This is a genomic window from Aeromonas sp. R7-2, from assembly GCF_040908105.1.
GTDB classification, from domain to species: Bacteria; Pseudomonadota; Gammaproteobacteria; order Enterobacterales; family Aeromonadaceae; genus Aeromonas; species Aeromonas caviae.
The window spans coordinates 1-21,465 of record NZ_JBFODC010000035.1; the positions used below are offsets into that span (position 1 = coordinate 1).

Below are 21,465 nucleotides of genomic sequence, written 5' to 3' on the forward strand. Positions count from 1 at the left end.
GTGTGGCATTCGCCATGCGAGAGTAGGACACTGCCAGGCACCCAATACAAGAAACCCCGCTCACTCGAGCGGGGTTTTTTATTGCCTGAAATTCAGCACTCACTGGAGGGCAAACGGGCACTATGGTGCGGTCTCCCGCCGTGTTTTCTGATACTCGCATTCATCATCCCAGCCAATATCGGGTTGTTTGTGGCCTGTATCTGCTCAATATCTATTCGAAAGCCTGCATTCTGGATATAAAAAGCACAGAATGTGATGCTTCTACCTTTCTTGTCATGCCTGCTCTGGTTTAATTCCCGGGTCCACATCGATGGACCAAGGAATCACAATAATTTGAGGAATGGACACATGTTCAAAAGAACAGTAACGATGATGCTGGCGGCGGGAACCCTGGTATTAGGCGGTTGCGCATCCAATGGTGGTGCAGAGCAGGCAGCGGCGGACAACAGCGACTTCGGTGGCAAGTCCATCTACCTGCGTGGTGAGATGAACGACTGGATGGCCACCGACGAAAGCAAGGTCGTCAAGGTTGCCGACAAGCTCTACATGGCCAAGGGGACGCTCAAGAAAGAGTGGGCTCCTTACAAGTTCAAGTTTGCCGACTCCGGCTGGAGTTGTGGCACCAACTTCGGTTACAAGAGCCCGAGCGATGGCGTTGCCGTGCTCGGCGGGGAACCTGTACCGGTCAACCCGTGCTCCAAGTATGAGGACATGAAGTTCTCGCCCGAGGCGGATGGCGTCTACGAGTTCTATCTGAATATGGCGGGTGAGACACCGAGCGTATACGTCAAGAAACCCTGAGATAGCCCTTCGCGTTAAATCTCTCGGGAATTGAACCGGTTGAATGCCCTGGCCCAGAAATCTGCTGGCCGGGGCATTTTTTTAGGATAGAATCTGCGCCCTTATCACGACAGAATTACTATATATTGTGTTTGTGATGTAAACATTCACTATTAGTAGTGTTTTTGACATAGAGATGCTGCTGCATTCATATGAGGTTAATTGAACATGGCCAAATCCATCCCTGTGCTGGAGGGTGTCACCGCCGCCCGTCAGATCCCCCTGCAGGAGACGTCCCTCGAGATCTGGGACAGCAAGTATCGCCTCAAGAGCAAAGACGGTACGCCCATCGACGGTACTATCGACGAGACCTACCAGCGTGTCGCTCGCGCGCTTGCTGCGCAGGAGCGCGAACCCGACACCTGGTATGAACCCTTCCTGTGGGCCCTGCGCAATGGTGCCATTCCGGCGGGCCGTATCACCTCCAACGCCGGGGCGTTTGAGCACAAGCCGGCGACCTCCACCATCAACTGCACCGTCTCCGGCACCATTGAGGATTCGATGGACGATATCCTCGGCAAGGTGCACGAGGCGGGGCTGACCCTGAAGGCGGGTTGTGGCATCGGCTATGATTTTTCAACCCTGCGACCGCGCGGAGCCTTCGTCTCGGGAGCGGGGGCCTATACCTCCGGGCCGCTCTCCTTCATGGATATCTACGACAAGATGTGCTTTACCGTCTCCTCTGCCGGTGGCCGTCGTGGCGCCCAGATGGGCACCATGGATATCCGTCACCCCGATGTCGTCGAGTTCATCCAGGCCAAGCGGGAGGATGGTCGCCTGCGTCAATTCAACCTCTCCCTGCTCATCACCGAAGAGTTCGTCAGTGCGGTGAAGGAGGATGCCCCCTGGCAACTGATCTTCCCCTACACCGCCAAGGAGGTTGAGCAGGATGGCATCGCGCTGGATGACCCTGCGAGGGTGGTCTGGGCGGACTGGCCCAACAAGGAGGGTGTGGTGATCAACGAGCTGGGCCAGGTGGCCTGCAAGGTCTACAAGACCCTGCCCGCGCGCAAGCTGTGGAACGTCATCATGACCTCTACCTACGACTATGCGGAGCCCGGTTTCATCCTGATCGACAAGGTGAACCAGATGAACAACAACTGGTTCTGCGAAGAGATCCGTGCCACCAACCCCTGCGGTGAACAGCCTCTGCCGCCCTATGGGGCCTGCCTGCTGGGCTCGGTCAACCTGACCACCTTCGTGCGCGATCCCTTCACCGAGCAGGCTGCCTTCGACTGGCCCGCGTTTCGCAAGGTGGTGGCCATCTTCACCCGCATGCTCGACAACGTGGTGGAGATAAACCAGCTGCCGCTGGCCAAGCAGCGCGAGGAGATCACCGCCAAGCGTCGCCATGGCATGGGCTTCCTGGGGCTGGGCTCGACCCTCACTATGCTGCGCATCAAGTACGGCTCTGCGGCCTCCGTCGCCTTCACCGAACTGGTCTCCCAGGAGCTGGCGATGACCGGCTGGCAGGAGTCTCTGCGTCTGGCGAAGGAGAAGGGGCCGGCCCCCATCATGGAGCAGGAGTTCGAAGTCACCGGCAAGATGCTGCGTCTGCGCCCCGAAATGGCGGCAGATGGCATCAAGCTCGGCGACAAGGTGAAGGGCAAGGTGTTGCATGCCCGCTACAGCCGCTACATGCAGCAGGTGGCCGAGGTGGATCCCGCTCTGGTAGCCGAGCTGGCTGAGGTGGGTGGACGCTTCACCCATCACAGCAGCATAGCGCCGACCGGTACCATCTCCCTGTCGCTCGCCAACAACGCCAGTAACGGCATCGAGCCGAGCTTTGCCCACCACTACAGCCGCAATGTCATCAAGCCGGGCAAGAAGAGCAAGGAGAGCGTGGATGTCTACTCCTTCGAGCTGCTGGCCTATCGCGAGCTGGTGAACCCGGCCGCCATGCCCTATGCCGAGGAGGAGGGTAGCCGCCTGCCGGATTACTTCATCACCGCGGACGACGTCACGCCGACCGGGCACGTGGATATCCAGGCGGCGGCCCAGCGCTGGATCGACTCCTCCATCTCCAAGACCGCCAACGTGCCGACCGATTTTCCGTTCGAGCAGTTCAAGGATATCTACCTCTATGCCTCGGACTCCGGCCTCAAGGGCTGTACCACCTTCCGCTTCAACCCGGCCGCCTTCCAGGGCGTGCTGGTGAAGGAGAAGGATCTGGAGAACACCAGTTACGAGTTCACCCTGGAAGATGGCACCGTCATCACGGCGAAGGGGAACGAGGAGATCGAATACGATGGCGAGCTGCACACCGCCGCCAACCTCTATGACGCCTTGAAAGAAGGCTATTACGGCAAGTTCTGAGGACGAGACATGGTCAAGAAAATCGACAGAAAAATCGTCGCCTACAAGGTAAAAACCCGGGATGAGCCGCAAGATGCGCCGACGCCCCAGGATGACGTGGTGCACATGCATGAAACCGTGTTGCGCCCGGAGCGGTTGATGGGCACCACCTACAAGCTGAAAACGCCGGAGCATGTCTCCGAGCACTCGCTGTTCATCACCATCAACGACATCATTCTCAACGAGGGTACGGTGCACGAGACCCGGCGCCCGTTCGAGATCTTCATCAACTCCAAGAGCCTGGAGCACTATCAGTGGATAGTGGCGCTGACCCGCATCATCTCGGCGGTGTTTCGCAAGGGAGGGGACGTCACCTTTCTGGTGGAGGAGTTGCGCTCCGTGTTCGATCCCAAGGGGGGCTACTGGAACAAGGGCAAGTACGTGCCCTCTCTCATCGCCGAAATTGGCAACGTGATCGAAACCCATCTCACCGAGATCGGCATGCTCAAGGTGCCCGGGCTGGACGAGCACCAGCAGGCGTTCCTGGCCGAGAAGCAGGCGCAATTGCAGGCACAGCAACAGGCAGAAGAGCAGCCGGCGGGCAGCGGTTTCCCACCCAGTGCCGCGCTCTGCTACAAGTGCCACACCAAGGCGCTGGTGCAAAAGGATGGCTGCATGACCTGTCTCAATTGCGGGGATTCCAAGTGCGGTTGAGGTGCTGATTGCCACCAAAGGCCGGCAACATGCCGGCCTTTTCGTTGCTGATTTTATGTTCGAACGACGCCCATGATGGCAGCGATTTGTTGCGCACCGGTAAATTCGGGCGTAGCGTTGGGGGTAATAAAACTGTCACGGCCGTGTGGTTTCAATGACATCTGAGATTCACACACGTGGCACCTTCAGTGCCAAGGAGGATGCTTATGGACAACACGGACCGAAAGCTGTTTATCCTGGATACCAACGTTCTGCTTCACGAACCCCTCGCCATCTACTCCTTCAAAGAGCACGACGTGCTCATCCCCATGACGGTGCTCGAAGAGCTCGACAACATCAAGGATCGCCAGAAGGACGTCAGCCGTGATGCCCGCATCGCCATCCGTGCCCTGGAAGATGTCTTCCGCGATGCGACTCCGGAGCAGATAGTGCAAGGAGTGGCACTGGCCGGCGAGGCGAGCGGCCGTATCTCCATCTTCAGCGATCACCATCTGCCCCAGGATGCCGAGGTGTTCACCGACAAGGAGGCGGACAACCGCATCATCAACGCCGCCCTCTACCTGCAAAAGCACGAGATGAAGCGTCAGGTGGTGCTGGTCACCAAAGACATCAACATGCGCCTCAAGGCCAAGGGAGCAGGTCTTGCCCATGTGGAGGATTACCGCAGCGACCAGCTCATCGACGACATCCGCCTGCTCGCCAAGGGCTTCCAGGTGGTGCCCGGCAGCTTCTGGGAGCGGGTCGGCGAGTGCGACAGCGAAACCCATGGCCGCGATACGGTCCACGTCATCGATGCCAACCTGCTGGAGGGAGTCCACGTCAACCAGTACCTGCTGGACGAGGAGAACTTCTTTGCCGCGCGGGTACTGAGCCACGACGGCAACAAGATCCGCCTGAAAGATCTCGGCCGCGAGCGGCTGATGTCCCGCAAGGCCTGGGGAGTGCATCCCAAGAACGTCTATCAGGGCATGGCGCTGGATGCCCTGCTGGATCCGCACATCGACCTGGTGATCCTGACCGGCCCGGCGGGCTGCGGCAAGACCCTGCTCGCCATGGCGGCGGCGCTGGAGCTGGTGATCGAGAAGGGGATCTACGAGAAGGTGATCGTCACCCGCAATACCCCGGAAATTGCCGAGAGCATCGGCTTCCTGCCCGGCACCGAGGAGGAGAAGATGATGCCCTGGCTGGCGGCGGTGACCGACACCCTGGAGGTGCTGCACAAGCAGGACGAGAACATGAGCGGGTCGCTCAGCTACATCATGGAGAAGGCCAATATCCAGTTCAAATCGGTCAACTTCATGCGCGGGCGCAGCATCCAGAACACCTTCGTGCTGCTGGACGAGTGCCAGAACCTGACCGCGTCCCAGATCAAGACCATCATCACCCGCTGCGGGGAGGGGACCAAGATCGTCTGCTCCGGCAACCTGGCTCAGATCGACTCCAACTACCTGAGCCCGGTGACCTCGGGTCTGACCTACATCGTCGAGCGGTTCAAGGACTTCGACGGCAGTGCCAACATCTTCCTGAACGGGGTGGTGCGCAGCAGGCTGGCTTCGTTCGCCGAGGAAAATCTCTGATTTGACGGGATCTCTGCATGAGAAAGGGGAAGCCGGACGGCTTCCCCTTTTTTGATCCCGCCTCTCTCAGTCGGCCCAGGTAGCGCAGCAGCCCGGGGTGATCGCTGCTGTGCAGGATATCCGGCTTGCCCTGCAAGGCGATGCGCCCCGCGTCGATGAAGGGCATCGTCCTAGGAACGACAGGGAGAGACCATCTGCTTGTCAGCCCTTCACTGTGGCGCCAGAGCGCGGCCCAGGTAGCGCAGCAGCCCGGGGTGATCGCTGCTGTGCAGGATATCCGGCTTGCCCTGCAAGGCGATGCGTCCCGCGTCGATGAAGAGCACCTGATCGGCGATGAGCTGGGCATCCTCGGGGTTGTGAGAGACCATCAGCACGGTGATGCCCTGCTCGCAGGCGAGGCGGGCGACCTCCGCCAGCATCTCCCGCCGCAGGGCCGGATCGAGGGCCGAGAAGGGCTCGTCCAGCAGCAGCAGCGGCCTGCCCCGCACCAGGGCGCGGGCCAGCCCCACCCGCTGCTGCTGGCCGCCGGAGAGCTGCTCCGGCAGGCGCGTCAGCATCTCCCCCAGGCCCACCTTGTCAGCGGCCTCCTGCACCTGCCTTTTCTGGGCCGGATTCAAGCGCAGGCCGGGATGCAGGCCGATGGCGATGTTGTCGAACACCGACAGGTGCAGGAAGAGGTTGTGATCCTGGAACAGGGTGGTGACCGGGCGCTCGGCGGGGCCCAGTGACAGCAGATCCTGGCCGTCGAAGGTGAGGGTGCCCGACTCCACCGGCACGAAGCCCGCGATCATGCCGAGCAGGGTGGACTTGCCGGCGCCGCTCGGACCGATGAGGGCGGTGATCTCCCCCTTGGGCAAGGTCGCACTGAAAGTCACCTGCCAGTCGGGATAACTGGCGACCAGTTCCTCAATTACCAGCATGTTTGGCTCCTGAATGTCGTTTTATAGAACAACAAGTAAGAAAAATTGATGAAAGGCAGCGTGAGTGACTGCCCCAAGGGGCGCCCCAGGGGCGTGCCCGGCCGGATCCTGGGGGCAGGGAGGCGGCAATGCCGCCGGGGATCAGTGATCCACATGCCTGCCTCCCAGTCCCCGCTCCACCAGCCAGAACAGGGAGAAGCAGAGGGTGAGCAGCAGCAGGGCGGTGGCGGCCGCCTCGGTCAGCCGGTAGCTGCCGAGCTGCTGATAGAGCAGCCAAGGCAGGGTAGTGAGGGTCTGGCTGCCGAACATGGCGATGGCCCCGAGATCCCCGAGGGACAATATCATCGAGAGCGCCATGGCCAGGGCCAGCGGACGGCGCAGCAGGGGCCACTCTACCAGGCGCAGGCGATGCAGGCCGCGCACCCCCAGGCTGTCCGCCAGTCGATCGTACTGGCGCACCACCAGTTGCATGGGGGCCGAGAGGGTGCGCAGCACATAGGGCAGCGCCATCAGGGCGTTGACCAGCACCACCAGCCAGGGGCCCAGGGCAAAGACGTCGGTGAAAGGCATGAACAGGATGAAAAGGCCGGTGGAGAGCACCACCGCCGGGATCATCAGGATCATGGAGCCGCTGGCCTCCCACAGGGCGGCGGCCCGCCGTTTGCGACCCCGCACCCTCAGATGTCGGCTGGTGAGCAGCAGCCCGGCGCCGAGCAAAGTGGCCAGGGTGCCAGCCGCCAGGGCTATGCCCAGGGACTGCCCCCCTGCCTGCCACAGCCGGGGTGAGCCGAGCGCCGCCAGCAGACCGGGGTTGAACCCGGCGACCACGATGGCCAGCAGGGGCGGCAGGAAGATGGCGAGCCCCATGGTCAGGGCCAGGCCATCCACCAGAGCGCTGCCCTTCTGGTGTCTGTCGGGACGCAGGCAGGGGCGACGGCTGGTGAGGCGACTGGCTGGGGTGGTCTGCAGCTTGTGTTGCAGCAGGAGCAGGGCCAGGGTCAGCAGCAGTTGCACCAGGGCGAGCCCGCCAGCGGTGGCGAGATCGAAGTCAAAGCGCAGCGCCTGGTAGACGGCTACCTCCAGTGTGGTGGACTTGGGGCCGCCCCCGAGCGCCAGCACTGTGGTGAAGCTGGTGAAGCAGAGCATGAAGATGAGGCTGGCGAGCCCCGGCAAGATGCCGCGGATGAGCGGCCACTCCAGCAGCCGGAAGATGTGGGAGGAGCGCATGCCGAGCTGGCTGGCGAGGCGCCAGGACGACTCGGGGATGCTCTCTATGCTCTGCAGAATGAGGCGGGCGGCCAGCGGCATGTTGAAGAAGACATGGGCCAGCAGGATGCCGAACAGGCCATAGAGGTAGTTGCCGGGATCCAGGCCCAGGCCGTGCAGCAGTTGCGGCAGCCAGCCCTGGCGACCGTGCACCGCCACCATGCCGAAGATGGCGATGATGACCGGCAACACCAGGGAGAGGCCGAACAGCTTGAGCAGCAGGCGGCGTCCGGTGAAACGGCGTCGCGCCAGGGCCCTGGCCACCGGGATGGCAAGCCCCAGGCTCAGCAGGGTGGAGAGCAGTGCCTGCCAGAGGCTGAAACCCAGCACGTGGCGCAGGTAGGGATCGCCTAGCAGGGCGCGGGGGGAAAGGGCCCCCGCCTGCCACAACAGGGCGACCAGCGGCCCAATGGAGAGCAGCAGGATGACCAGGGTGGCTGCACTGCCGGGCAGCCACCAGAGGGAACGACGACCTGAACTCACTGGGTGACGGCTTGCAGCCATTCGCGGATCCACCCCTTGCGGTTGGCGGCCACCTCGTCAGAGCTGAAGGTGAGCGGCTTCGCTACGGTGATCATCTGTTCGAACCCCTTGGGCAGCACCACGTCTGTCACCGGATACATCCAGTTGCCGCCGGGGATCTCGTTCTGGAAGGCGGGGCTCACCATGAATTGCAGGAACTGGTCAGCCAGTTTGCCCTGTGTGGCGCCCTTGAGCTTGGCCGCCACTTCGACCTGGCGGTAGTGCCCCTCCTCGAACGCGGCCGCCCGGTACTGGGGCTTGCTCTCGGCGACCAGGTGATAGGCGGGGGAGGTGGTGTAGGAGAGCACCATGTCCGCCTCGCCGTCGAGGAACATGCCGTAGGCCTCTGACCACCCCTTGGTGACGGTGACCGTCTTTTTGGCCAGTTGCGCCCAGGCGGTCGGTGCCTCATCCCCGTAGACCGACTTCATCCAGAGCATCAGGCCCTGACCCGGGGTGGAGGTGCGGGGATCCTGATAGATCACCTTGATATCGGGGCGCGCCACCAGCTCCTTCAGGCTCTTGGGGGGCTGCTTGAGCTTGTTGCTGTCATAGACGAAGGCGAAGTAGCCGTAGTCATAGGGGACAAAGGTGTCGTCTTGCCAGCCACCCGGTACCTTGAGGCCATCGAGCCTGGTGGCATGGGGGGCGAACAGGCCGCTCTGCTTGGCCTCGCTGATGAGAGCATCGTCCAGCCCCAGCACCATGTCGGCCTTGCTGTGCTGGCCTTCCAGCCGCAGCCGGTTGAGGATGGCGACGCCATCCTCGAGGGGTACCAGATTGAGGGTGCAGCCGCACTCCTTCTCGAAGGCCTGCTTGATCTTGGGGCCCGGCCCCCATTCGGCGGCGAAGGAGCCGTAGGTGTAGACGGTGAGGGTGTCGGCGGCAAACGCCTGGGCAGAGAGCAGGCTGGTGGCGATCAGCAGCAGGGTCTTCATCAATGGCACTCCTGTGGATGTCGGGGTGCTCATCAATGGCACCTCGCGTGTGGTGAGCGCCGGCGGATGAGGGCACAAAAAACGCGCGCCATGCCTCAAATTCCTCCGCCAGCATTATCTGGATCAGGTTCACGGGTATAATCTCAGCGGTAAACCGCACCCCGTTTGAGCAACGCATCGCATTGTATTGGCGTTCCTGGGGGGAGGCCAGCACTATGTTTCACGGGCCGCATCGTGCGAGCCACCACCAAGGAGGAAGTCCCCAGTGATCACCAGCACCAAGGAAAGACGTGCCTTCCAGCGCATGGTCATCAATGCCCCCGTCACCCTGTTCCAGCATCAGCAGGTGCTGGAGGGGGTCTGCCGGGATCTCAGCGCCAACGGCATGGGCGTCGAGGTGAACAAGCACGCGTTCGATCTGGCCCAGCCCATCCGGGTGAGCCTGGCGACCAGCAGCAATCTTCTGCCTCCCTTCGAGGCCCAGGCCCGCATCGTGCGGGTGCTGGAGGAAGAAGACGGTCTCCTGCTGGCGCTGGAGTTTCTCTCCCTCACCTGAGACCCGGGCGCCCGTCCTCCTCGAGACAGGCCAGCCATGGGCTGGCCTGTCTCATTTCCCCTCATCCTGCACCGGCTGTACGCTCAACTGGCCGCTGTCGACCAGCGTTTTGCTGGTGGGCGCGAGCTGGCCCATGGGCAGCTGGGCCGGGCCGGTCGGCTCCATCAGGAGGTAGGTCTCCCCCGCCCGGCTCAAGGTGGCTTCCCCCGGTTTGGCTGGCAAGGCCACCCCCAGCAGGGCGTGTCCCGGCACGAACACCATGGCCTGCTTGAGATCGGGATACCCCTGGGCCAGCAGGGCGGCCATCAGGGTCACCTTGCTGTCGCAATCCCCCCGGTTCTGCTCCAGCACCTGGCGCGGGCTCAGAAACCCCTTGCCAGAGCGGCCCGACTGGCTGTCGAGCAGTTGATAGGGGATGGCCTGGATGAAGTCGAGCATGTGGGCCACCGTCTTCTGGCGCGCCTCGGTCTCGGTGGCCCCTTCCTGCTTGAGCTGCTCCATCAACGGGGCCAGTTCGTCCCGGCTCTCCAGGGCGATGCGCACATGATCCTGCTTGATGGCGGGAGCGCCGTCGGGGGCAGTGAAGGGCTGGAAGTAGTGCTGCGTGAGCCAGGCAGCCTCCAGTTTGGCCTGCTCGGGCTTGACCCATTGGGAGGCTTCCCGCGCCTTGTTGGCGTTGCGGCTCTTGATGCTGAGGCTCATGGCGGGGCGAACGAGGGAGAACTGCACCTCGGGGAACGCCAGGGGGGCCTGTTGCAGCAGGCTTTGCAGTACGTCTTCCTGCATCCTGGCCGGACGGTAAGCGATGAGAGGGGGCAGCTTGCCCGCCTCCAGCCGGTAGCTGAGCTGCTGCGCCTTGCCCTCCCTGTCCTGCCAGCCGACGTTGAGCTGACCGCCACTGTTGGTGAAAGAGGTCTGCCCGCCCAGGGCCGGGAGGCTGAGCAGCAGGCAGAGCAATGAAAGGGCGCCCCTTGCGGACATGGGTGTCTCCTGTCGGACATGCAGAGGTGGCGGGCTTTGTACAGCGACCCGACAATAAAACAGGGAGCCTTGGCTCCCTGTTGATTCTACTCGCTTTCTTGTCGCAGGCTCGTCAAATCCAGCTTGGCTGCTTCGCCTCGAAGGCGCTGATGGCGGCCTCGTGCTGCAGGGTCAGACCGATGGCATCCAGCCCGTTGAGCAGACAGTAGCGACGGAACTCGTCGATTTCGAAGCCGAACGTGAGGCTGCCTGCACGCACCTGGTTGGCCTCCAGATCCACTTCGATCTCGATACCCGGCTGGGCGGCGACCAGCTGGAACAGGGCGTCGACCTCCTCCTCTTTCAGACGAACCGGCACCATGCCGTTGTTGATGGCGTTGCCGTAGAAGATGTCGGCAAAGCTCGGGGCGATCATGGTCTTGAAGCCGTAGTCCGCCAGCGCCCAGGGGGCGTGCTCGCGACTCGAGCCGCAGCCGAAGTTCTCGCGGGCCAGCAGGATGCTGGCACCGGCGAATTGCGGTTTGTTCAGTACGAACTCCGGGTTGGGCTGTTCCCCTGCATCGTCCAGGAAGCGCCAGTCGTGGAACAGGTGCTTGCCAAAGCCGATGCGGTTCACCTTCTGCAGGAACTGCTTGGGAATGATGGCGTCGGTGTCGACGTTGGCGCTGTCGAGGGGAACGACGATCCCTTTATGCTGTTTGAAACCTGTCATCATGTTCTCCTTGTCGTTACAGCGCGCGAATGTCGGCGAAGCGGCCGGTGACGGCGGCGGCGGCGGCCATGGCCGGGCTCACCAGGTGGGTGCGACCGGCACGACCCTGACGCCCCTCGAAGTTGCGGTTGCTGGTGGAGGCGCAGCGCTCCCCCGGTTGCAGCCGGTCGTTGTTCATGGCCAGACACATGGAGCAGCCGGGCAAACGCCACTCAAAGCCTGCCTCGATGAAGATCTTGTCCAGCCCCTCGGCCTCGGCCTGGGCCTTCACCTGCTCGGAGCCCGGCACCACCAGGGCCTGTACCCCGGCGGCCACCTTGCGGCCACGGGCGATGGCGGCGGCAGCGCGCAGATCCTCGATGCGGCTGTTGGTGCACGAACCGATGAACACCTTGTCGATGGCCACGTCGGAGAGCTTCTGGCCCGGTTGCAGGTCCATGTAGGCGAGGGCCTTGCGGGCGGACTGCTGCTCCACCGGATCGGCGAAGGATTCCGGGGCAGGGATGGGCTCATTGACGGCAATCACCTGGCCCGGGTTGGTGCCCCAGGTCACTTGCGGGGCGATGTCGGCGGCGTCGAGCACCACTTCGGCATCGAAGTGGGCACCTTCGTCGCTCTTGAGGGTCAGCCAGTAGGCGATGGCCTGCTCCAGCGCCTCCCCCTTGGGAGCGAACTCCTTGCCACGGATGTAGTCGATGGTGGTCTGGTCGGGGGCAATCATGCCCGCTTTGGCGCCGAGCTCGATGGCCATGTTGCACACCGTCATGCGCCCTTCCATGGTGAGCCCCTCGATGGCTTCACCGGCGAACTCCACCACGTAGCCGGTCCCGCCTGCGTGACCTACCTTGCCGATGATGGCGAGCACCACGTCTTTGGCGCTGATGCCTGCGGCCAGCTTGCCGTTGACAGAGATACGCATGGTCCTGGCGCGGCCCTGTTTCAGGGTCTGGGTGGCCATCACGTGTTCCACTTCGGAGGTGCCGATACCGAACGCGAGCGACCCGAAGGCGCCGTGGGTGGCGGTGTGGGAGTCACCGCAGACGATGGTGGTGCCGGGCAATGTGATGCCGAGCTCGGGGCCCATCACGTGGACGATGCCCTGGTACTTGTGGTTCAAGTCATAGAGACGAACCCCGAACGCCTTGCAGTTGGCGGCGAGTGTCTCCATCTGGATGCGGGCCATCTCGCCGGAGGCGGCGATGTCCTTGGTGGTGGTGGAGACGTTGTGATCCATGGTGGCCCAGGTCAGATCCGGGCGACGCAGCTGGCGGTTCATGGCGCGCAGGCCGTCGAATGCCTGGGGGCTGGTCACTTCATGCACCAGATGACGGTCGATGTAGATGAGAGGGGTTTCCCCTTCCACTTCCCGCACCACGTGGGCGTCGAACACTTTCTGATAGAGGGTCTTGGACATTGCTCGGTTTCCTTGTTATCGATGCCGTGGGATCAGATGCGCGCGGCGATCTGGCTGCCCATGTCGGCCGTGCTCTGCACCGGGTGCGTGGCGCTGGCCTGATGCAGGTCGGCGGTGAAATAGCCTTCTGCCAGGGTCTGGGCCACGGCCTGCTCGATGGCCTGGGCGGCGGCTTCCTGGCCGAGACTGTAACGCAGCATCAGGGCGGCGGAGAGGATCTGGGCGATGGGATTCGCAATCCCCTTGCCGGCGATATCCGGGGCCGAGCCACCGGCCGGTTCGAACAGGCCGAAGCCGGATTCGTTGAGGCTGGCGGAGGGGAGCAGGCCCATGGAGCCAGTGATCATGGCGCACTCGTCGGAGAGGATGTCACCGAACAGGTTGGAGCAGAGCAGCACGTCGAACTGGGACGGATCCTTGATGAGCTGCATGGTGGCGTTGTCGATGTACATGTGGTTCAGGGCCACGTCCGGGTAGGACTTGGCGACCTCGGTCACCACCTCGCGCCACAGGATGGAGGAGGCGAGCACGTTGGCCTTGTCGATGGAGGTGACCCTGGACTTGCGCACCCGGGCCGATTCAAACGCTATCTTGGCGATGCGCTCGATCTCGAAGCGGTGGTACACCTCGGTGTCGAAGGCCTTCTCGGTGGCGCCTTCCCCTTCACGCCCCTTGGGCTGGCCGAAATAGATGCCGCCGGTCAGCTCGCGCACGCAGGCGATGTCGAAGCCGCGATCGGAGATGTCGGCACGCAGCGGGGAGAACTGCTCCAGACCGGTGTAGATGCGGGCCGGGCGCAGGTTGCAGAACAGTTTGAAGTGGGCACGCAGGGGCAGCAGGGCACCGCGCTCCGGCTGATCGTTGGGCGGCAGGTGCTCCCACTTGGGGCCACCCACCGATCCGAACAGCACCGCATCGGCCGCTTCGCAGCCTTTGATCGTGCTCTGGGGCAGCGGTGTGCCGTGGTTGTCGATGGCGATGCCGCCGACGTCGTGACGGTCATAGTCGAGGGAGAAGCCGAATTTGGTCTGCACCTTTTCCAGTACCTTGATGGCCTCTGCCATCACTTCCGGGCCAATGCCGTCACCCGGCAATACTGCGATCCGATAACTGCTCATACTCTCTCCGTCTTGATAGTGTGATTCCGTTTCATCCGGGAGGCCGGTCCGGGCCACTGCCCTGGCCCCGGTCCTCCCCATGTCATGCTGTCATCTTGTCCGGCGGCGGGCTCAGACGGTTTCCGATTTGATGGTGTGGTTGCGCTCCATCTGCTCGGCCACCTGGTCCGCGCGCCAGATGCTGTTGATCACGTGGACCAGGGCCTGGGCCGAGGATTCGATGATGTCGGTGGCCAGCCCCATGCCGTGGAACTTGCGCCCTTTGTACTCGGCGACGATGTCCACCTGGCCGAGGGCGTTCTTGCCCTCGCCCTTGCCCTTGAGTTCGTATTTGTCGATGCGGATCTCGTAGCCGGTGATGCGGTTGATGCACTGGTAGACCGCATCCACCGGGCCGTTGCCGGTGGCGGCCTCGCACACCAGATCCTGGCCTACCTTGAGCTTGACCGAGGCGGTGGCGAGCACCGAGCTGCCGCTCTGCACGCCGAGGTACTCCAGCTTGAAGTGCTCGGGCTCCTCGTGGATCTGGCTGAAGAAGGCGAGGGCCTCCAGGTCGTAGTCGAACACCTGGCCCTTCTTGTCTGCCAGGGTGAGGAACTTGGCGTAGAGATCGTCGAGGTCGTAGCTGCTCTCGGCGTAGCCCATGGACTCCATCCGGTGCTTGATGACGTGGCGGCCGGAGCGGGAGGTCATGTTGAGGTTGTTCTGGGTGAGACCGATGCTCTCGGGGGTGATGATTTCATAGGTGTTCTTCGCCTTGAGCACGCCGTCCTGATGGATGCCTGAGCTGTGGGAGAAGGCGTTGGCGCCGACGATGGCCTTGTTGGGCTGCACCGGCATGTTGCAGATTTGACTGACGAGGGTGCTGGTGCGGTGGATCTCGCTGTGGCGAATGTTGGTGTGTACCCCGAGCAGGTCGGCGCGGGTCTTCAGGATCATCGCGACCTCTTCCAGAGAGCAGTTGCCAGCACGCTCGCCGATGCCGTTGATGGTGCACTCGATCTGGCGGGCCCCCATCTGCACGGCACTGATGGAGTTGGCCACCGAGAGGCCCAGATCGTCGTGGCAGTGCACCGAGATGATGGCCTTGTCGATGTTGGGTACCCGGTTGAACAGGGTGTGGATGATACCGGAGAATTCGGTCGGCACCGTGTAGCCCACGGTGTCAGGAATGTTGATGGTGCGGGCGCCTGCCTTGATGGCGGCTTCCACCATGCGGCACAGGTTGTCTATCGGGGTGCGGCCCGCATCTTCGCAGGAGAACTCCACGTCATCGGTGTAGCGCAAGGCGTGCTTGATGGCGCCGACCCCCATCTCCAGCACGTCTTCGAAGCTCTTTTTCAGCTTGCTCTCCACGTGGATGGAGGAGGTGGAGATGAAGGTATGGATGCGAAACGCCTCTGCCACTTTCAAGGCTTCGCCGGCGGCATCGATGTCTTTTTGCAGGGCGCGAGCCAGGGCGCAGACCCGGCTGTTCTTGATGTGGCGGGCGATGGTCTGAACCGATTGAAAATCGCCGGGGGAGGAGACGGGGAAACCCACTTCCATGATATCGACACCGAGCCGTTCCAGCGCCTGGGCGATCTGCAGCTTCTCCTTGACCGTCAAGCTGGCCGACAGCGCCTGCTCACCATCACGCAAGGTGGTGTCGAATATGATGACCCGATCTGACATGTGACTTCCCTCTTCCTAAGTTCGCTGCGTGCATCCTGCATGGCATAAAAAAACCCGTGCGGGGTGCACGGGTTTCTGTAAATTCCGGCTATGCCTTAGCCCGGCTACAAGGATCCCGCGCGAGGAGTCGCGATTAGGGAGAGCAGTAGTAGCGGAGCGGCAATACGCATGATGTCTCAATCCTTCCAGTCGATAACGCTACTACCAATAACGAGATTTTTATGCTGTGTCAACCGGAATGGACAGGTTCAATCCACTGGTTTATTTAATCGGATTGTAAAGGAGTGCAAATTCTCTTGTCCCATATTCGGTTCATGCCTGATTATCTGGTCATTCCTGCTGTACTCGATCACCCGCACAATCAGATCGACTTATCAGCCCTTGCTGAATTATCTGAGGTATTCCATGGAAAAACGCAGACCTGGCCGTCCAGTCGGACGTTCCGACATTCGTGACAAGCTGCTTGCCGCCGCACGCGAACGTTTTCTCAACACCCCCTACAGCAAGGTGACGACCCGCGAGATTGCCGAGCTGGCAGGCTCCAATCTGGCGATGATCCACTACTACTTCGGCAGCAAGGAAGGCCTCTACAAGGCGGTGCTGGGGGATGTGGCCGAGCCCCTCGAGCAAGCCTGGCACGACGAGAGCAGCAACCGCAGCCTGACCGATCTGCTCAACACCTACTATCAGGTGATGGCGCCCAACAGCGAGCTGACCTCCGCCATCTCCAGCGCATTGTCCACTGAAAAGAGCCCGGGGCGTGATTTTGTGCTGAGCCGCCTGCTGGATCGCCAACTTCCCCAGTTCGATGCCCTGCTCGAATCCATGCGCTCCAACGGCCAGCTGGCGGACAACCTGGACCCCGAGATGCTGAAGATCTCCTTCCTCAGCATGATGTGGCAGCCTTTCGTGATGAAGGATCTCTACGAACAGGTGTTTGGTCTGACGGTGGACGAGCACTTCATGAGCCGCCTCGCGGCCCACAACTGCCGCCTGATGGAAAACGGCCTGCGCGGTGCCCTGAACTGACTTTTTCGGGATGACGGATGAAAAAGGGCCCCTGGGCCCTTTTTTTCATCAATCTGTTATCTGGGCGTCAACGAAGTGTCATGCCGCCCTCCTAGTCTGCACTCAGGATGCAAGGGAGGGCCGTGATGAACAAGATCCAGCAATGGGACCTGCGGGTGTGCCGTGTCTGCCTGCTCCACCCCTACAATCAGCCGCAGGCCAGGATAAGCCGGCTTGTCTCCCGTACCGGTGACGGCCCCCTCTATGCCGTGGCGGCCTGCCTGCTTTGGTGGCAGGGGAGCGTCGGGCAGGAGGCGGTCAGGGTGGCGCTCTGGGCGTTTGCCCTCGAGTTGCCGCTCTACCTGCTGCTCAAGAATGCCCTCAAACGCCAGCGCCCGGCAGGGCTGCCTGTCTTCATCACCCCGTCGGATCGTTACAGCCTGCCCTCGGGCCATACCGCGGCCGCCTTTCTGATGGCGACCGTACTGGCCGCCAGTTTCTCGCTCTGGGCACCGCTGCTGTTTGTCTGGGCCGCGCTGGTGGGGGCGTCCCGCCTGCTGCTCGGGGTGCATTATCTGAGCGATCTGGTGGCCGGGGCGCTGCTTGGCGGTGGTTGCGCCCTCTGGGCGCTGGGTTGGAGCCAGGGATGAGGATACTGTTCGGCGTTCAGGGGACCGGCAACGGTCATATCAGTCGTAGCCGGACCCTGGCGCGCGCATTGAAGAGCAGGGGCGTGGCGGTGGACTATCTGTTCAGCGGGCGCGCCGCCGACGGCTACTTCGAGATGGGGGAGTTCGGGGATTATCGCACCTTCCCCGGTATCACTTTCGCCAGCCATCAGGGGCGCATCTCGGGCTGGCGCACCCTCAAGGGACTCTCTCCCCTGCGTTTCTGGCAAGATCTGCGTGCCCTCGATTGTCGCGAGTACGATCTGGTCATCAGCGACTTCGAGCCGCTCAGTGCCCATGCTGCTCGCCGCTGGGGCAAACCCAGCCTCACCATCAGCCATCAGGCGAGCTTCGACTGGCCGATCCCGCGCTGGGGGGAGAGCGGCTTCAACCGCCAGCTGATGCGCCATTTTGCGCCGGTACGCCAGTCCTTGGGGCTGCACTGGTTCCATTTCGGCCAGCCCCTGCTGCCTCCCATCGTCGATCCCCTCGAGCCGGTGCCGGACAACCAGCAGATCCTGGTCTATCTGCCATTCGAGCAGACAGAGACGATCGCGGCCCTGTTGTCGCGTTTCAGCCAGCAGTCGTTCATCTGCTTCCATCCCGAGGTGCGCAAGCGCAGCGAGTGGCGCAACATCCGCTTTGAACCTCAGGCCAGAGAGGGGTTCAAGCTGGCGCTGGCCGGTTGTCGCGGGGTCATCAGCAATGCGGGATTCGAGCTTGCCTCCGAGGCGCTCTCCCTTGGCAAGAAGCTGCTGGTCAAACCCCTGGGTGGCCAGTTCGAGCAGTTGACCAACGGCAGGACCCTGGAGCTGATGGGGTTGGCCCAGTTGATGGACAGCCTGGATGCCAATGCGGTGCGAAGCTGGCTGGAGGCCCCTTCTCCTGGCAGGGTACGCTATCCCGATGTGGCAGGAGAGCTGGCCGACTGGTTGCTGGCCGGGGCCGGGGAGGAGGTGGGGGCGCTCTCCCGCCGCCTCTGGGGCAGGACCCTCTTTCCGGAGGAGGTGTGTGACAGCCTGGGGGAGCTTGCCAGCCGCACCGGCCAGGAGCGTCCCTGGTTATCCCAACTCAGCGCCTTTGACTAAACTGAGTCGATCCCACCACGGAGAGGACGGACACCATGCGCTTTACCAATGAAAACGGCGACACCATGACTCTGGCAGACAATCTCACCCTGCATGAGCTGCTCGACATGGGTGTCAGCATTTCGGTCTGCGAAGAGACGGATCCGGATCAGCAGATCTGGCTGGCAGAACCCGAAGACGAGCAGTGAAACCAGCCAGTTTTTGACGGCTCACCCCCTCGGGGTGGGCCGTTTATTTTGTTCCTGACCGACGCGGGCAGCATGATCCGCTGGTTGTTCCCCCCAGGGCCCCTCTTTGTTGCCCGTCTGGTGGCCAAGTCACTGAATGTTAATAGCTGTTTGAAATTTATGACTGTTATGGCCAGACAAAGCCGTGGACAAGCGTTCACGGGCGGGTTAAGTTGGTTTTTCACCCGCTTTTCGGGTGAATGATGGAAAACCCCTATTTTTCTACTATCGACGGCTCCGAACTCGCCTGATCTGCCTGCAGACAACAACAAGACTCGGATCGGCGCTGCCGGGAAGCAGCGGACTGTCGATAGCTTTCGCTTAACGGAGCAAAGCCTGGAGGGCTTTATCATGGAGATGTTATCAGGCGCCCAGATGGTGGTTAGAGCGCTGGAAGATCAGGGAGTGGAACACGTTTTCGGCTACCCTGGTGGCTCAGTGCTCGACATCTATGACGCTCTCTTCGAAAACGGCAAGATGGAGCATGTCCTGGTGCGGCACGAGCAGGCCGCAGTGCACATGGCGGACGGTTACGCCCGCTCCACCGGCAAGGTGGGCACTGTGCTGGTGACCTCGGGTCCCGGCGCCACCAACTGCATCACGGGGATCGCCACCGCCTACATGGATTCCATTCCCCTGGTGATCCTGTCCGGCCAGGTGCCGACCAGCATGATCGGGGAGGATGCGTTCCAGGAGACCGACATGATCGGCATCTCCCGCCCGGTGGTGAAGCACAGCTTCCTGTGCAAGAAAGCCAGCGACATTCCCGAGGCCATCAAGAAGGCCTATTACATTGCCGCCAGTGGCCGCCCGGGGCCCGTGGTGGTGGATCTGCCCAAAGACGTGCAGAATCCGAAAGAGAAGTTCCCCTATCAGTATCCCGAGTCCGTTTCCCTGCGCTCCTACAATCCGACCAAGGCGGGACACAAGGGCCAGATCAAGCGGGCAGCCAAGCTGCTGACCGAGGCGAGCCGCCCGGTCATGTACGTGGGTGGCGGCGCCATCAACGCCAATGCGGATCACCTGGTGACCAAGCTGGCGGAGCTGCTGAACCTGCCGGTGACCACCACGCTCATGGGGCTGGGCGCTTTCTCCGGCACCCATCCGCAGTTCATCGGCATGCTCGGCATGCACGGCACCTTCGAAGCGAACAAGAGCATGCACAACGCGGATCTCATCTTCGCCGTGGGTGCCCGCTTCGATGATCGCGTGACCAACAATGTCAGCAAGTTCTGCCCCAACGCCACCATAGTCCACATCGACATCGACCCCACCTCCATCTCCAAGACGGTACAGGCCCATGTGCCCATCGTCGGCTCGGTGGAAACCGTGTTGGAACAGATGCTGGAAGTGATCCGCGAGTGCGGCTTTGACAACGACAAGCAGGCGCTGGCGGACTGGTGGGAGCAGATCAACCAGTGGCGCTCCCGCAACTGCCTGGCCTACGAAACCCATCCCACCCTGATCAAGCCGCAGCAGGTCATCGAGACTCTCTACAAGGTGACCAAGGGGGAGGCGTTCGTCGCCTCCGACGTGGGCCAGCATCAGATGTTTGCCGCCCTCTACTACCCGTTTGCCAAACCACGTCAGTGGATCAACTCAGGTGGTCTCGGCACCATGGGGTTCGGCATTCCTGCCGCCATGGGCGCCCAGTTTGCCAACCCGGATGCGGTGGTCTGCTGCGTCACCGGCGACGGCTCGGTGCAGATGAACATTCAGGAGCTCTCCACCTGCATGCAGTACGGGGTGCCCATCAAGATCATCTCCATCAACAACCGTGCGCTGGGCATGGTCAAGCAGTGGCAGAAGATGTTCTACGGTGGCCGTCACAGCCACTCCTACATGGAATCCCTGCCTGACTTCGTCAAGCTGGCGGAAGCCTATGGCCACGTCGGCATTGCGGTGAGCGATCCGGCGGAGCTGGAGAGCGCCATGGAGAAGGCCTTTGCCATGAAGGACAGACTGGTGTTCATGGACATCTCGGTCGATCCGGACGAGCACGTCTATCCGATGCAGATCAAATTTGGTGCCATGGACGAGATGTGGCTGAGCAAGACGGAGAGAACCTGATGAGACATATAATTTCCGTTCTGCTGGAGAACGAATCCGGTGCCCTGAGCCGTGTGGTAGGTCTCTTCTCCCAGCGCGGCTACAACATCGAGACCCTGACGGTGGCCCCCACCGAGGATCCCACTCTGTCCCGAATGACCATCGTCACCATGGGGGATGAGCGGGTGCTGGAGCAGATCCAGAAGCAGCTGCACAAGCTGGTGGACGTGCTCAAGGTGTGTGACCTGAGCGAGGGTGAGCACATCGAGCGGGAGATCGCGCTGGTCAAGGCGCGCGCCGCCGGTGGTGCCCGTGACGAACTGAAGCGGCTGGCGGACATCTTCCGTGGCCAGATCGTCGACGTCACCCCCGAGCTCTACACGGTGCAGCTCGTCGGGACCAGCGAAAAGCTGGACGCCTTCATCAAGACGGCTGCCCAGACCAACGAGATCATCGAAGTGGTGCGCTCCGGTGTCTGTGGCATCTCCCGGGCGGACAAATCCCTGCGTCCCTGATGTGGCCGGATGTGAAAATAGCTGTTCAAGGGCTCTTCGGAGCCCTTTTTCGTGTCTGGCAGCGTTGCGGGCAAGTGGGGGCGCCGGTAGGGATGCAGGCCACAGCATCAGGAGGTTATCAAGGGGGTGAAAGAGAAGGGGGAAGGGAGGGCCTTCACCTGTCATTTTCTTTCAAATGATCGGTAAACTATCCACAAAAGCTGTGGAAAACTCTGTAGATTAGCGGTGTGTCTGGCGTTAGTCTCATGATCTTAAAGGGATATTTCAATTTGATCCTGGCTGGATCGCATTTGTGCAATCCCCTGGCGAGGGTGTGAGCGTTTGCTTATCCCTTGTGCCTTGCCAAGGGTGGAACGCGGATCTGTCCGTGGATCCGGACGGGA

19 protein-coding genes and 1 riboswitch are annotated in these 21,465 nt (G+C 61.9%); of the genes, 11 read left to right on the top strand and 8 right to left on the bottom strand.

The features are described 5' to 3' along the window. Window positions 1-348: 348 nt before the first annotated feature. From AB5Y47_RS13650 to AB5Y47_RS13665, 4 genes are all read left to right on the top strand, one after another. The gene (locus tag AB5Y47_RS13650; protein ID WP_029313820.1) at window positions 349-801 is read left to right on the top strand and encodes a pullulanase; all 453 of its coding nucleotides are present in this window, start codon (window positions 349-351) and stop codon (window positions 799-801) included. A 207-nt stretch (window positions 802-1,008) separates the two neighbouring features. After that, complete coding sequence (locus AB5Y47_RS13655; RefSeq protein WP_368220310.1) at window positions 1,009-3,156, top strand: adenosylcobalamin-dependent ribonucleoside-diphosphate reductase; 2,148 nt, start codon at window positions 1,009-1,011, stop codon at window positions 3,154-3,156. A 9-nt stretch (window positions 3,157-3,165) separates the two neighbouring features. Then, window positions 3,166-3,849, top strand: coding sequence for a hypothetical protein (locus AB5Y47_RS13660; protein ID WP_010673144.1), 684 nt, complete (start codon window positions 3,166-3,168; stop codon window positions 3,847-3,849). Window positions 3,850-4,055: 206 nt separating this feature from the next. Further along, entirely contained in the window at window positions 4,056-5,426 is a 1,371-nt protein-coding gene (locus AB5Y47_RS13665) for a PhoH family protein (protein ID WP_010673145.1), read from the top strand. A 209-nt stretch (window positions 5,427-5,635) separates the two neighbouring features. Here the strand turns inward: AB5Y47_RS13665 and thiQ are convergent, their stop codons facing one another. From thiQ to thiB, 3 genes are all read right to left on the bottom strand, one after another. Next, complete coding sequence (gene thiQ / locus AB5Y47_RS13670) at window positions 5,636-6,346, bottom strand: thiamine ABC transporter ATP-binding protein (RefSeq protein ID WP_368220311.1); 711 nt, start codon at window positions 6,344-6,346, stop codon at window positions 5,636-5,638. A 141-nt stretch (window positions 6,347-6,487) separates the two neighbouring features. Continuing rightward, window positions 6,488-8,116: a thiamine/thiamine pyrophosphate ABC transporter permease gene (thiP, locus tag AB5Y47_RS13675; protein WP_368220312.1), complete on the bottom strand. Its 1,629-nt coding sequence runs from the start codon at window positions 8,114-8,116 to the stop codon at window positions 6,488-6,490. After that, complete coding sequence (gene thiB / locus AB5Y47_RS13680; RefSeq protein ID WP_049637129.1) at window positions 8,092-9,072, bottom strand: thiamine ABC transporter substrate binding subunit; 981 nt, start codon at window positions 9,070-9,072, stop codon at window positions 8,092-8,094. The genes thiP and thiB overlap by 25 nt, the downstream gene beginning before the upstream one ends. An 83-nt stretch (window positions 9,073-9,155) precedes the next feature. Continuing rightward, window positions 9,156-9,246: riboswitch (TPP riboswitch) on the bottom strand. 91 nt (window positions 9,247-9,337) lie between these two features. On the opposite strand from thiB, the gene AB5Y47_RS13685 reads away from it, so the two are divergent. Next, a complete protein-coding gene (locus AB5Y47_RS13685) occupies window positions 9,338-9,628 on the top strand; it encodes a PilZ domain-containing protein (RefSeq protein ID WP_039041182.1) in 291 nt (96 codons plus the stop codon). 51 nt (window positions 9,629-9,679) lie between these two features. Here AB5Y47_RS13685 and AB5Y47_RS13690 read toward each other — a convergent pair whose 3' ends face one another. From AB5Y47_RS13690 to leuA, 5 genes are all read right to left on the bottom strand, one after another. After that, the gene (locus AB5Y47_RS13690) at window positions 9,680-10,609 is read right to left on the bottom strand and encodes a hypothetical protein (RefSeq protein WP_049637128.1); all 930 of its coding nucleotides are present in this window, start codon (window positions 10,607-10,609) and stop codon (window positions 9,680-9,682) included. 112 nt (window positions 10,610-10,721) lie between these two features. Beyond that, complete coding sequence (leuD, locus tag AB5Y47_RS13695; RefSeq protein WP_039041180.1) at window positions 10,722-11,321, bottom strand: 3-isopropylmalate dehydratase small subunit; 600 nt, start codon at window positions 11,319-11,321, stop codon at window positions 10,722-10,724. A gap of 16 nt (window positions 11,322-11,337) precedes the next feature. Further along, on the bottom strand, window positions 11,338-12,735 hold the full coding sequence (gene leuC, locus AB5Y47_RS13700; protein ID WP_041211113.1) for a 3-isopropylmalate dehydratase large subunit: 1,398 nt from the start codon (window positions 12,733-12,735) through the stop codon (window positions 11,338-11,340). Window positions 12,736-12,767: 32 nt separating this feature from the next. Further along, window positions 12,768-13,853, bottom strand: a complete 1,086-nt coding sequence (leuB, locus tag AB5Y47_RS13705; RefSeq protein WP_039041178.1) for a 3-isopropylmalate dehydrogenase — start codon at window positions 13,851-13,853, stop codon at window positions 12,768-12,770. A gap of 111 nt (window positions 13,854-13,964) precedes the next feature. Continuing rightward, window positions 13,965-15,527, bottom strand: a complete 1,563-nt coding sequence (gene leuA / locus AB5Y47_RS13710; RefSeq protein ID WP_010673154.1) for a 2-isopropylmalate synthase — start codon at window positions 15,525-15,527, stop codon at window positions 13,965-13,967. 405 nt (window positions 15,528-15,932) lie between these two features. Here leuA and AB5Y47_RS13715 point away from each other — a divergent pair, with 405 nt between their 5' ends. From AB5Y47_RS13715 to ilvN, 6 genes are all read left to right on the top strand, one after another. Then, window positions 15,933-16,556, top strand: a complete 624-nt coding sequence (locus AB5Y47_RS13715; RefSeq protein ID WP_010673155.1) for a TetR/AcrR family transcriptional regulator — start codon at window positions 15,933-15,935, stop codon at window positions 16,554-16,556. Window positions 16,557-16,681: 125 nt separating this feature from the next. After that, window positions 16,682-17,185, top strand: coding sequence for a phosphatase PAP2 family protein (locus AB5Y47_RS13720; RefSeq protein WP_119197347.1), 504 nt, complete (start codon window positions 16,682-16,684; stop codon window positions 17,183-17,185). Continuing rightward, a complete protein-coding gene (locus AB5Y47_RS13725; RefSeq protein WP_103244288.1) occupies window positions 17,182-18,291 on the top strand; it encodes an MJ1255/VC2487 family glycosyltransferase in 1,110 nt (369 codons plus the stop codon). The genes AB5Y47_RS13720 and AB5Y47_RS13725 overlap by 4 nt, the downstream gene beginning before the upstream one ends. Window positions 18,292-18,326: 35 nt before the next feature. Next, window positions 18,327-18,479, top strand: a complete 153-nt coding sequence (locus tag AB5Y47_RS13730) for a hypothetical protein (protein WP_010673158.1) — start codon at window positions 18,327-18,329, stop codon at window positions 18,477-18,479. A 390-nt stretch (window positions 18,480-18,869) separates the two neighbouring features. After that, entirely contained in the window at window positions 18,870-20,588 is a 1,719-nt protein-coding gene (locus AB5Y47_RS13735) for an acetolactate synthase 3 large subunit (protein WP_201888591.1), read from the top strand. Next, complete coding sequence (gene ilvN, locus AB5Y47_RS13740; protein WP_010673160.1) at window positions 20,588-21,082, top strand: acetolactate synthase small subunit; 495 nt, start codon at window positions 20,588-20,590, stop codon at window positions 21,080-21,082. Before AB5Y47_RS13735 ends, ilvN begins: the two co-directional genes overlap by 1 nt. The last annotated feature ends 383 nt before the right edge of the window (window positions 21,083-21,465 follow it).

What these genes read in the sequence shown, in the direction of transcription:
- AB5Y47_RS13725 (WP_103244288.1), top strand. Translation starts at nt 17,182, where the DNA reads ATGAGGATACTGTTCGGCGTTCAGGGGACCGGCAACGGTCATATCAGT.
- leuA (WP_010673154.1), bottom strand. Translation starts at nt 15,527, where the DNA reads ATGTCAGATCGGGTCATCATATTCGACACCACCTTGCGTGATGGTGAG.
- thiP (WP_368220312.1), bottom strand. Translation starts at nt 8,116, where the DNA reads ATGGCTGCAAGCCGTCACCCAGTGAGTTCAGGTCGTCGTTCCCTCTGG.
- AB5Y47_RS13730 (WP_010673158.1), top strand. Translation starts at nt 18,327, where the DNA reads ATGCGCTTTACCAATGAAAACGGCGACACCATGACTCTGGCAGACAAT.
- leuC (WP_041211113.1), bottom strand. Translation starts at nt 12,735, where the DNA reads ATGTCCAAGACCCTCTATCAGAAAGTGTTCGACGCCCACGTGGTGCGG.
- AB5Y47_RS13735 (WP_201888591.1), top strand. Translation starts at nt 18,870, where the DNA reads ATGGAGATGTTATCAGGCGCCCAGATGGTGGTTAGAGCGCTGGAAGAT.
- leuB (WP_039041178.1), bottom strand. Translation starts at nt 13,853, where the DNA reads ATGAGCAGTTATCGGATCGCAGTATTGCCGGGTGACGGCATTGGCCCG.
- leuD (WP_039041180.1), bottom strand. Translation starts at nt 11,321, where the DNA reads ATGACAGGTTTCAAACAGCATAAAGGGATCGTCGTTCCCCTCGACAGC.
- AB5Y47_RS13655 (WP_368220310.1), top strand. Translation starts at nt 1,009, where the DNA reads ATGGCCAAATCCATCCCTGTGCTGGAGGGTGTCACCGCCGCCCGTCAG.
- thiQ (WP_368220311.1), bottom strand. Translation starts at nt 6,346, where the DNA reads ATGCTGGTAATTGAGGAACTGGTCGCCAGTTATCCCGACTGGCAGGTG.
- AB5Y47_RS13665 (WP_010673145.1), top strand. Translation starts at nt 4,056, where the DNA reads ATGGACAACACGGACCGAAAGCTGTTTATCCTGGATACCAACGTTCTG.
- AB5Y47_RS13660 (WP_010673144.1), top strand. Translation starts at nt 3,166, where the DNA reads ATGGTCAAGAAAATCGACAGAAAAATCGTCGCCTACAAGGTAAAAACC.
- AB5Y47_RS13690 (WP_049637128.1), bottom strand. Translation starts at nt 10,609, where the DNA reads ATGTCCGCAAGGGGCGCCCTTTCATTGCTCTGCCTGCTGCTCAGCCTC.
- thiB (WP_049637129.1), bottom strand. Translation starts at nt 9,072, where the DNA reads ATGAAGACCCTGCTGCTGATCGCCACCAGCCTGCTCTCTGCCCAGGCG.
- ilvN (WP_010673160.1), top strand. Translation starts at nt 20,588, where the DNA reads ATGAGACATATAATTTCCGTTCTGCTGGAGAACGAATCCGGTGCCCTG.
- AB5Y47_RS13715 (WP_010673155.1), top strand. Translation starts at nt 15,933, where the DNA reads ATGGAAAAACGCAGACCTGGCCGTCCAGTCGGACGTTCCGACATTCGT.
- AB5Y47_RS13720 (WP_119197347.1), top strand. Translation starts at nt 16,682, where the DNA reads ATGAACAAGATCCAGCAATGGGACCTGCGGGTGTGCCGTGTCTGCCTG.
- AB5Y47_RS13650 (WP_029313820.1), top strand. Translation starts at nt 349, where the DNA reads ATGTTCAAAAGAACAGTAACGATGATGCTGGCGGCGGGAACCCTGGTA.